Annotated in this window: 10 protein-coding genes; 7 read left to right on the forward strand and 3 right to left on the reverse strand. The window is 70.2% G+C overall.

Going from position 1 to position 10,169, the window contains the following annotated elements:
* Nucleotides 1-542 precede the first annotated feature (542 nt).
* Genes ACFUJR_RS37475 through ACFUJR_RS37490 form a run of 4 tightly spaced genes read left to right on the forward strand, consistent with a single transcriptional unit; the run spans nucleotide 543 to nucleotide 3,375 of the window.
* On the forward strand, nucleotides 543-1,139 hold the full coding sequence (locus tag ACFUJR_RS37475) for an AAA family ATPase (protein WP_383179134.1): 597 nt from the start codon (nucleotides 543-545) through the stop codon (nucleotides 1,137-1,139).
* 58 nt (nucleotides 1,140-1,197) lie between these two features.
* Nucleotides 1,198-1,509 carry a hypothetical protein gene (locus tag ACFUJR_RS37480; protein WP_383179137.1) on the forward strand — a complete coding sequence of 104 codons (312 nt, stop codon included), beginning with the start codon at nucleotides 1,198-1,200 and terminating at the stop codon, nucleotides 1,507-1,509.
* Nucleotides 1,506-2,249, forward strand: coding sequence for an AAA family ATPase (locus tag ACFUJR_RS37485; RefSeq protein ID WP_383179140.1), 744 nt, complete (start codon nucleotides 1,506-1,508; stop codon nucleotides 2,247-2,249). The genes ACFUJR_RS37480 and ACFUJR_RS37485 overlap by 4 nt, the downstream gene beginning before the upstream one ends.
* Before the next feature lie 13 nt (nucleotides 2,250-2,262).
* Nucleotides 2,263-3,375 (forward strand): hypothetical protein, encoded by a 1,113-nt coding sequence (locus ACFUJR_RS37490; RefSeq protein ID WP_383179142.1) that lies wholly within the window; start codon nucleotides 2,263-2,265, stop codon nucleotides 3,373-3,375.
* A 19-nt stretch (nucleotides 3,376-3,394) separates the two neighbouring features.
* On the opposite strand, the gene tpg (ACFUJR_RS37495) is transcribed toward ACFUJR_RS37490, so the two are convergent.
* Entirely contained in the window at nucleotides 3,395-3,949 is a 555-nt protein-coding gene (gene tpg / locus ACFUJR_RS37495) for a telomere-protecting terminal protein Tpg (protein ID WP_383179145.1), read from the reverse strand.
* A 281-nt stretch (nucleotides 3,950-4,230) separates the two neighbouring features.
* Here tpg (ACFUJR_RS37495) and tap point away from each other — a divergent pair, with 281 nt between their 5' ends.
* From tap to ACFUJR_RS37510, 3 genes are all read left to right on the forward strand, one after another.
* Complete coding sequence (gene tap / locus ACFUJR_RS37500) at nucleotides 4,231-6,456, forward strand: telomere-associated protein Tap (protein ID WP_383179148.1); 2,226 nt, start codon at nucleotides 4,231-4,233, stop codon at nucleotides 6,454-6,456.
* A gap of 10 nt (nucleotides 6,457-6,466) precedes the next feature.
* Entirely contained in the window at nucleotides 6,467-7,024 is a 558-nt protein-coding gene (gene tpg / locus ACFUJR_RS37505; RefSeq protein ID WP_383179152.1) for a telomere-protecting terminal protein Tpg, read from the forward strand.
* Between the two features lie 182 nt (nucleotides 7,025-7,206).
* Nucleotides 7,207-8,487, forward strand: coding sequence for a helix-turn-helix domain-containing protein (locus ACFUJR_RS37510; protein WP_383451204.1), 1,281 nt, complete (start codon nucleotides 7,207-7,209; stop codon nucleotides 8,485-8,487).
* Between the two features lie 199 nt (nucleotides 8,488-8,686).
* Here the strand turns inward: ACFUJR_RS37510 and ACFUJR_RS37515 are convergent, their stop codons facing one another.
* Both ACFUJR_RS37515 and ACFUJR_RS37520 read right to left on the reverse strand, forming a co-directional pair.
* Nucleotides 8,687-8,860, reverse strand: a complete 174-nt coding sequence (locus ACFUJR_RS37515; protein WP_383179157.1) for a hypothetical protein — start codon at nucleotides 8,858-8,860, stop codon at nucleotides 8,687-8,689.
* Nucleotides 8,861-9,747: 887 nt separating this feature from the next.
* On the reverse strand, nucleotides 9,748-10,065 hold the full coding sequence (locus ACFUJR_RS37520; RefSeq protein WP_383179160.1) for a hypothetical protein: 318 nt from the start codon (nucleotides 10,063-10,065) through the stop codon (nucleotides 9,748-9,750).
* Between the last annotated feature and the right edge of the window lie 104 nt (nucleotides 10,066-10,169).

The following is a 10,169-nucleotide window of genomic DNA, read 5'->3' on the forward strand; positions in this document are numbered from 1 at the left end:
CAGCCACGTGATCATTCTGGCCGTCCAGTGCCGCCCGGAACAGCGACCGGGCGGCACGTCACGACGGGGCGAACGTTGCCTGATGCGGCACTAGCAGGTTGGTTGCTGGCTGTCATGGGTTTCGCTGTTCCTATGTGAGGGGCTGGCGGGGTCGGGTGGGCTGGGCCGTATGACGGTTCAGGGGGGTTCGGCGGGTGGGGCCGGGGCGGGATCGGCTGCTGGCGTGCCGGCCGGGGGTGTGCCGCTGGCGCGGGGTGTGGTGGTACGGCGGCTTCTTGCGGTGGATGGGGAGGGGACGCTGACGGCGCTGCACGTGCGGATCGCGGCGGAGCTGGCGGTGGCTGGCCGATGGGCGCCGGGGTCATGTCGAGGCGCGGCCGCGGCAGGATGGGTTTTCGCTGAGCGACGCCTTGTGGGAGGTCCTCGCGGAGGCGGGCGGGAATGTAGCGGAGTTGCGGCGCAGGATGCTCGGGGCCCAGGAAGAGGGGGCGTTGGAGGGGTGGGGTGCGGAGTGTGTGCCCTCGCTGCCGACGCTGCACCGCGTGATCAAGCGGGATCTGGGGGCGGGCCGGGTTCTTGAGGTGGCCCGTCCGGCAGGGGCCAGGGTGGGGCTGGAGCCGAGCCGGTATGACCGGGCGCTGGCGGATTTGGGGCTCGTGGACGGGGCGGGTGGTCCGCTTGTTGTCGACGGGTCGCCCGCCGACGTGCCGGTGCCGGAGAGCGCCGTGGAGGCGGGGGTGCGGGGCGGCGGTGTGCGGTTGTACGTGCCGGGGGCCCGGCTGGTGTCCACACGGCAGGTGGCCGGTGTGGCGGAGGCTGTGGGGCATACGGTCGCGGCCCGCGGGATGTGCTGTGTGTACGGGGACACGGGCCTGGGGAAGACGGTCGCCGTCGAGCAGGCTTTGCATCTTCTGCCCGGCCGGGTGCCGGTGTGGCGGGCGGTGGCCGGCGTGGCGCCCGGTCTGCCGCAGCTGCGGGCCTCGCTGTGTGAAGCGCTCGGGCTGCCGCCGGGGGCGCTGCCACACCGGGCCGGACCGGCTAGCCAGGCTCTGATGCGGGCACTGGCCGAGCCGGGTGTGCTGTTTATCGATGACGCCCAGCGGCTGGCCTGCGCACCTTGCGGACGCGGCCACCCCTGAACAACTCGGTGCTCTGCGCACAGCCCGTGCGGAGCGTGCCCGACGTCTGCGCGCGGAGGTGAAAGCCGCCGAGACGCTGCGCCGACAGCGCTTCGCCCCGGCCACCACGGCCGGGCCGGCCCAACGGCTGGGAGCCCTCACCTCCGCTCAAGCCGGGCGTGAACTGGCCGCCGTCGAGCACACCGACGCCTCGAAGCTGGCGCTGCCGGACCTCATCCCGCCCGCCGCGCCCCCGGCCGACTGGCGCACCCCGCCCTCCCTCGCCACCCGGACCACACCCGGTCGGCCTGCTCCCGCCCCGTCGGAACCTGCCCCCGACTGCCCGCCCGCACGGGCCGCAGACCCTGCTGAAGACGGAGACGCCTCGTGACCGCGGCCACCTACCAGTACGTCGACTTGCCCGACGCCTCCGTGGTCACCACCCGTGCCCTGCTCACCGCCCGGGAGAACATCTCTGACACGGTCGCCGCGCGGGCCATGATGTGCATCCACGGCGGCGCCGGCTTCGGCAAGACGCTCGCCGTCAACACCTGTCTGCGCGGCCTCGAACCGCACGAGGACGTCCGCAAGATCACCTTCCGGGCCCATCCCACCGCCCGCACGGTGCGCTACGAACTGTTCACCGCGCTCGACCTGGCCGGTGAACCGCCGCGCCACCCCAGTGAGTTCGACCGGCTGCTGAAGACGGCCCTGGCCGAACGCCCCCGCACCTTCCTCGTGGATGAGGCCCAGTGGCTCAATGGGGAGGCGTTCGAATATTTCCGCTATCTGTGGGACGAACCCTCCACCCAGCTGGCGATCATCTTCGTCGGCGGGGAGGGCTGCCACACCGTGCTGCGCCGTGAACCGATGCTGTCCTCCCGCATCTTCATCTGGCAGCACTTCACCCGCCTCACCCCCAGTGAGGTCCTCGAGGCCATCCCCCTGTTCCACCCGGTCTGGGCCGACGCCGACCCCGACGACATCACCTTCGCCGACCAGCATGCCGCGCACGGCAACTTCCGCGCCTGGGCCCAGCTGACCGCCCGCACCCGTACCGCCCTGACCCGCACCGGCCGCCCCCGCGTCGACCAGGAGCTGCTGCGCTGGGCCTTCAGCCGCCTCGCCTGACAACCGCGCCGCCATGCCGTCCGCTGTGCCACCGCCGCCCGTCACTGTGGTCATCGATGCAGGTGACGACGCGATCCACACGCACACCGCCCTGGCCGCCCACCATCCGCCGTCCGGCCGGATCACCCTGCACCCCGGCCCGGGCACCACCAGCGAGACCGGCCTCGCCCACGACCTTCTCGCCGCCCTGGGCAAACCGCCCCTGCTGCCGGGCCGTTTCCCCGCAGGCCGTCAGCCCGCCTGGGAAGCCGCCACCTCCTGGGTGACCGCCCTGCCCGTGAACCGGCTGACCGTCCTGCGTGCCCACCGCCTCACCGCTCGCCGCACCGAACGCCTCCTGCGACTGCGCGCCCTCACCGGTATCCACCTGACCCTGGTCTGCCACCGCCCCCACCTGCCCGCTGCCCTGCACCAGGCACTGCAGGCGGCCGACTACTCCGTCACCGCTGACTTCCAGGCCGCCCGCCGCCACTACTACGGCACGACCGCTCCCGTACCCCAGTCCGCGGACGAGCCCGTCCGGCTGGCAGACCGGTGGCTCACTCTGCCCGCACTGGAGCGCCTGGTCTCCTACGACAGCCCCATCCCCTGTACCGCCCCGTGTACGCCGCCGCCGATCGTCTTCCGGCACCGACCGCCACCGATACCCCTCACCGAGCAGACAGCCCGGGAAGCCGCCCGGCGCCTGGCCGCCGCGACCGCCCATCCCCGCTTGGCCGCTGCCCTCGCCGCCGCGCTCTTCACTGGCGCCTCCTTCCAGCAGCTCGCCACCGCCCGCCCCGGCGACTACGACGACACCGCGGCCACCCTGGCCCTGCACGACCGGGCCCGCTACACCGACGGCTGCGCCTCGCACCGGGTGCCGCCATGGGCACGCGTCTTCCTGAAGGCCGCCGTGTGCTTCGCCCGGCTCGCGCCCGCCCAGGACCAGCATCTGCTGGCCGGTTCCCACGACCGCACTCACCTACTGCGCGTGGCGGAGGCTGCCAGGCTCCGCCCGCCCCAGCCGCCTGTCGGTCAGCGCACCGGCCCTGTCGGCCGCATCCAGTGGGACTGGCGCGAACGTAAGGAAGCGCAGTGCTACGACACGATGCTGACACGGCACCAAATCCCGCCCTCGCCCTGAGCCCGAACCCGCGTGCACGTCAGTCGATGGAGAACTCGGCGAACTCCACGTCGGTGAAGGCGATCCCGAGACCGTGGGCACGCAGGCCTCCGTCCCGAAAGTAGGCATGCCCCAAAGCACGGGCGAGGATCACCATCTGCTGCTGCTCGCCCCCGCCGGCGTCCCGGGCGGCGAACAGCTCGCGGGCCACTTCTCCCGACGGATACTGGGTGATCAGCCGGACTCGCGGATCGTCCGACGATCCTGCCGGAGCGGCGAATCCGAACCGTGCCCTGGTGTGGAAGACAAACCCGTCGACCTCGGCCCGGGCCCGTCGGCGGGCGCGCACCAGGGGTTGCCACCGTGCCCTGACGGCCTCATCGATCAACCCCGCATGCACAGCACTGGGGCGGCGGCGCAGTCCCGGCCGGGTGGTGCCCCACCTCTGTACCGTGCGCTGGGAGATTCCCAGGAGGACAGCCACGTTCTTCGTGGAGCCCTTCTCCGTCTTGAGCAGGAAACGCACAGCGGCGTCACTCGTAGGCACGGGACGGGTCAGCAGCGCTCGCTCGAGCCCTTTGACGATCTCACCCATGCCCGCCCCCGAGCGTTCTGCCACCGCGATGGCTGGTGCACGGCGGCCGTCTGCTCCCCCCCAGATCTCTCACACCAAGCCGCTCCCCCCGGCCAGTTCAGGCAAAGCCAAGACACCACCGCAAACCCTCGGCTAAAGACGGCTAATCAGCCTGCAGCAACCGAAGCCCGAGGGGCCCTTCCGGGGCCAACCGTGCCACCAACCGCGGTTTACGGCATCCGTACGTGCTTGGTACGCGAAAGGTGCGCTTCACGCTAGGGTTGCGGGACAGGAGGTGCTGCATGTCCGAGCTGTTCGACGCGGTCGACGCGCTCATCGCGTCCCGCTCCCCGTTGCCGCCGCCAACAGAACGCAAGCGGCTGCGCCAGGCGCACGGCCTGACGCTGGACGAGGTGGCCGCCGCCCTGCAGGTGCGGCGGGCAACGGTCAGCGGCTGGGAGGCCGGCAAGACCGAGCCGCGGCCGCCGGAGCGCGACGCATACGCCCGCATGCTCAAACAGCTCGCCCAGCTCTACCCCGCCAACGCCCCGGTGCTCCCTGAGGACACGGCGGCCTCCAAGACGCCTTCCGCTCCGGCCGCTCCTGCGCCACCAGCAGCCGAATCGGCCCAAGCCCGCACCAGCCCCGCAGGCCCGGCTGCGGAGCCCGCGAACAGCGCACGCCGACCCGCCGTCCCTGCCGCTGTGCCGCGTCCGGCGGCTACGACCAGGCCGACGTCGCGGCGCCCGCCCACGCGGAAGGCCGCCCCCGCAGACACTCCAGCCGGTGGCACCGATGCGCGGTTCGAGAACGGGCCACTCGCGGTCGTCGACGTCGAGGCAGATGGTCAGGTGCTGGCGTACTGCGTCGGCGGCCTGGTCCTGGACGTACCGGCGAAGTCGCTTCCCGCGCTGGTGGAGTGGACGCTGCGCGAAGGGCGGCTCGGTCAGCCGAAGTTGTCCGGGCCGGGCAAAGACGCCGACCCGCTGATCGTGCTGACCGAGGCCGCGTGCGAGCACTACGGCCTGCCAGTCACGCTCACCAAGGAGGAGCGCCTGGCCGGCCGGATCCCGGAGGGCCACAAGGTCATCAAGCAGCTGACGCGCGCCAACTGGCAGCTGACCAAGCGCGGGTTCGGGCCGTGGGCGAGGATCTACCGCCCCGCGCAGGGCTCGGAGCGCACCTGCGTGCAGTTGTGCATCCCGTCGTGGGACGCGCTCGACACCCGGCACTGGGCCGACGCCGCCCAGCTTCCGCCAGCCGAACTCGCCCGGCTCCTGGGCACCTATGCGGCCCGCGTGATGACGCCGCGCGGCTCCACCGCCGTCACGGGTCTGGAGCTGATGACCGCTCTGCACCCGCCGACCCGTGCCTCCGAACCGGACGCGACGGGCAAGCGGTACTCCGAGCACAACCCCGGCTCGCTGGGCAAGGATCCGGTGGACTGCGCGCCGTGCGAGGCACCCGACGGGCACCCGGTCCTGGCGGACCTGCCGCGTTTCCACCACCGCACTCCGGCCGAGGTTCTGGTGGAGGAGGCGTACGACTGGGCGCGCCCGCTTACCGACGCCGAATGCCTTCGCCCCCACCTGGTGGGCATCGACGTGAACATGGCCTTCGCCGCCGGCGCGAACGGCCTCACGGTCGGCTTGGGCGGGCCGACGCACGTCAAGAACCCCGTCTTCGATCCGAAACTGCCCGGCTCCTGGCTGGTCGACCTCAGCCATGTCGACCTGTCCCGCGTAAAGGTAGCCAAGGACAAGTGGGCGGAGCTGGACGGCGAGCTGCTGCCCAGTCCGTTCACGCCGCGGGGTGAACGGCCCGAGGGTCCGGCCTGGTACGCCACGCCGACCGTGGCGTACGCGGTGGAGCTCGGCTACGACGTGACACCGATCGAGGCGTGGGTGCGGTACGACAACGGCCGCTACCTGGACGCCTGGTACAACCGGCTGCGCGACGCCTACCTCGCCACGATGGCCGACCTCGGCGTGCACGCCGACCTGCCACCACAGGAATTCCTCGCGGCGATGGATGGCTACCGGCAGCGGGACCCCCAGCTGGCGATCGTCGTGTCCGCGATCAAGGCGACCGTGAAGGGCGGCATCGGCAAGCTGCGCGAGCGCCCGCGCGGGGAGGGCTGGAAGCCTGGGCAGCCATGGCGGGCCCTTGCCCGACCGACGTGGCGCCCGGACATCCGCGCCGCCGTCATCTCCCGGACCCGGATCAACATGCACCGCAAGATCGTCAAGCACGCCGCCTTCACCGGGCAGTACCCGGTGGCCATCCTCTCGGACTGCGCCGTCTACGCGTCCGACGGACCGTCCCCGCTTGACTTCCTTCCCTACCGGGACGGCAAGCCGCTGCCGGGCGGCTTCAAGCTCGGCGTGAACCCCGGGCTGGTCAAGTGGGAGGGCACCCAGAGCGTGCTGTGGGGCGAGGGAGTTCGCGAGCAGTTCAACGCCCCGGAACTCAACCTCGCCCGGTACATCAAGGACGGCACCGTCACCGACCAGGACACCGGGGAGTAGGTAGAGTGCGATGAGCCTGTTCGGCAACACCCTGGACGCCGCGGTGCACAAGGCGTTCACCCGCCCGGCACCCAAGAGCGCGGGCGCGCAGATGCGCTACCTGGTCAAGCAGCTCAAGGGCACCAAGGCGGTCGCCCAGATGCTGCGCATCTCCCAGCGCACCGTCGAGCGGTACGTGAAAGACCAGATCAAGAAGCCGCGCCCGGACCTTGCCGCGCGCATGGAGCGTGAGGTGAAGAAGCGGTGGCAGCCGCAGATCCGCGCCCAGGCTCGGCAGAAGGCGGCGACCACCGGCGGGATCGTCATCGACACCCGCGCCCGGATCGGCTACACCGCGCCGATCGGCACGACGGACGAGGACCGGCTCCGGCACCTGACGGTCGCGCTGCCGCCCCGCTACGCCGCCCGCCTCTTCGACGCCCAGGAGCAAGGCGCCGGCGACCAGCAGCTCCAGCAGATCGCCGCCGAAGCACTCAAGGAGGTGTACTTCCAGGACGCCGGCCGCCGCGCGGGCCAGCTGGAGGAGATCCGCTTCACTGACATCGAGCACCTTGAGTTCGACCTGTAGATCGGCGCCGGGTCGTCTGCGTCGCCCCATACAACATGAAACGCGCACCCGTCGGAGCGTGGGCCGACGACGGTAACGAGTGCTGTGGGCAAGCGAAATGCAGGGCGTGGCCGCTTACGCCTTCGCTAGCTTGACCTGGTGACACCTTTGACCCACACACGTCCAACGGATGGGCGGCCGGTATGACATCCGCAGCTTCGCTGTTCGCCTGCCGTCCTGCAGACGTGACCCTGGAGCGCGTTCGCGAGCTGGTTGCCATCGGCCAGCCCGAGAGCCTGACCTTGGAGTACAAGGAGAAATACACCCCCAGGATCCCTGTCTCCGTCGCGGCGATGGCCAACAGCTACGGCGGCCTCATCCTGGTCGGCGTCACCGAGAGCAACGTCGACGACCGGGTCGTCGGCGTTCCGGAGAGCGCGATCGTCCAGATCGTCAACGGCTGCCATCAGACGCTGGAGCCACCCTGGGTGCCGGAGATCATCCCGGTGCCCTTGGCGGAGACCGACGGCCGGATGATCCGTGTCGTCCGCGTGGACCCGGCGAAGGCATCGCGCCCGCTTCTGATCCAAGGGGCCGCCCCGATCCGGCTGCACGGACGCAACTCGGTAGCGGACCGGGCGGGGCTCGCACGGCTGATCAATGAGGCTGCGCCCCAGGCTGTGGCTGCTGGACTGCGGTTGCCGCCGGCCGACCTGCCTATGGACGACCAGGGGAAGCCGAGCGCCGACTTCCTTGTGCGTACGGGGATGTTCGTTCCGGTCGACGCGGCGGCCACCTGGCGCCCGCTGTCGGAGCGCGGCGTGCATGCCTTCGCCGACGCGTTGAACAACTCGCCTGTGCACCATGCCCTGTTCCGCTGGTGCGCATCGATCGGCGAGGGTGGCATGAACCCCTTCCACCGGTCGGGCTTCAACCGGGCCCGCAGGGTCCGGCTGTTGTGGCAGGGCGGTCCGGACGGAGCGTCGGCCTTCCCGTTGGAGGCTGTGGCCAGGATCGACCTGCCGGATTCCTACGGGGCTCCCGTCTCGCACCTGCAGGTCTCCCTGGAAGTCCTCGCGCGCTTCCGGCACGCCTTTGGCCGCGCAGCACCCCTGCCCGTCGCCCGCCTGCACGAGCTGATCGACGCCCTGACAGCCTCGCTGGTCGATGACAAGGTCACCGAAGCGCTCGCCGCTCTGGCGGGTGTCGATGCTCTCGTGATGCCCCAGCCGCTTGGCCTGGACTTCCTCGGCAGCACGGACATGCCGGACCTGCTCGCCGGGAACGGCCTGACCTTGGTGCCGGACGCCGGCACATCCCGAGGGGCCAACCTGCTTGCTGACCCGGGCGTAGACCAGCGCGACCCTGCGGAGTGCCGTGCGCTCATCGACAGCTGGCTCCAGATCAGCCTGGACGCCGGCCTGCTCGGCATGGAGAAGGTCCTGGAACAGCTCCGCAGCGCCTCTCTCCAGCAGCAACCGTGAGGTCCTCGCCGCGCTGATGCCCTGTAAAACGGCCCCCCGTGCCCAGCCCGACTTCCTCGGATGCGGGGCGCGGCGCGCGGGGGAGCGGGCTACTGCTCGACAACAGCCAGCACACCGCCCGGCTCCTGATCCATAGACCGAGGCAGGCCCGGCTGGGACAGGCGATCAGCCAGCTTGACCGGGCCTCTGGGCGTCAGCTTCAGCGAGTCTGGACCCAGACGAGGCCGTATGTGATCACCGCGCTGCCGATCGCGGTTGCCGCACTCCGGAGCAGATGCAACCCGGCGTCGTTGCGGAGCTGGCGGCCCCATCGGGACCTCGGCGTCGGGGGTTCCGGGTCCGGGCTGTTGCCCGTACGCTCGTGCTTGGACATGAGCTTCTCCTTCGCTGGGATGTTCGGTCCTCTGCAGACGGCTCCCTGCCCACCAGGGGGCCGTCGCCGTTTTTCCGGTGACGGCCTCGCCGTTGCCCACTCCTTGAGACGGATCTCAAATCCCGGGGTGAACAGCAACAACAAAACCACCTTGAAATGGCCTCTGACCAGCGAAAACAGTGAGTTGTTCAAACAGGTTTGTACGAGCTCCAAGTGGTCTATGCCCGGCTGACATGTGCTCAGGTGAGGGATAGAGGGGTCAGTATGAGGTCATTTGGGGTTTCACATGGTGTGATGCCGAGTGGAAATGAGTTCTCCTGTGTCTAACTGAGCCTGTCCGTGGGAGAGTTTCCGGATGCCACGGATGCTGCGGATGCCCAGCAAGGACGTTCTGGCCCCGGCCCCAAGAGGGACTTCGTTGCCGAGCTCTACGTCCACTATCGGGAAGCCGGGCGGCCCCCGCTCCCGCAGATCGAGGCGCTCACCGGCACCATGCCAAACCCCCACAAGGTGAGCCGGGAAACCATCCGGCGTCTCCTCACCGGGCAGACCACCAGCCAATGGCCCGTAGTCGACGCCCTCCTGCGCGCCCTCTGCCAGCTGCAAGATCGGGACCCCGACGGCCGCCGATGGCCGGAACCGGACGACCAATACGACGAAGACGATCCAGCGACCTGCCGTGAATACCTGCGCCGGTTGTGGAACAACGACATCGACGGCCTCGATCCAGACGAGGCGCCGGCGGCTCCACCCGCTGCACCAGCACAAGCCGCAACGGTGCCCTCAGCTCGTCCGGCCTCTGGAGGGTGGGGCGGTACTCCGTCACCTCCAGCAGACGATCCTTGGGCTACCGGGCCTGCGCCCCGATCCTCAACGCAGACAGGTGGCTACTCGGACGAACCACCGTTCTGACCATCTCCTTCGGCCGGGAGAGATTCGCCCGGGCCTGGGTCCACGCCCAGCACGTAGGCGATGACGACCACGCCTAGGACGAGCGCGGTGATGGCGCCGGCCTTGTTGGCGAAGCCCTTGATGAACTCCTCGCCGAACAGCTTCACCAGCTTCCAGGCTATGGCCCGGGTGCGAGCGGCGATGATGCGCAGACGCCAGGAGAGGCGGCGTGATCGGTTCGGGCACGCGGGTATGGCGGCCTGGTGGCGGAGGGAGGGCTGCACGGGCAGCGCGGGATCGATATCCCGGGACATGGTGGGGCTCCTCTAGGCCCGGACTTCGCACATGGTGTTTCAGGTGTCCAGCCAGCGGGGGCGGGTTTCGTCGATGCCGAGTAGTGCGAGGAGGTGGGCTTGAA

The organism is Streptomyces sp. NPDC057271, assembly GCF_042668715.1.
Classification (GTDB): Bacteria; Actinomycetota; Actinomycetes; order Streptomycetales; family Streptomycetaceae; genus Streptomyces.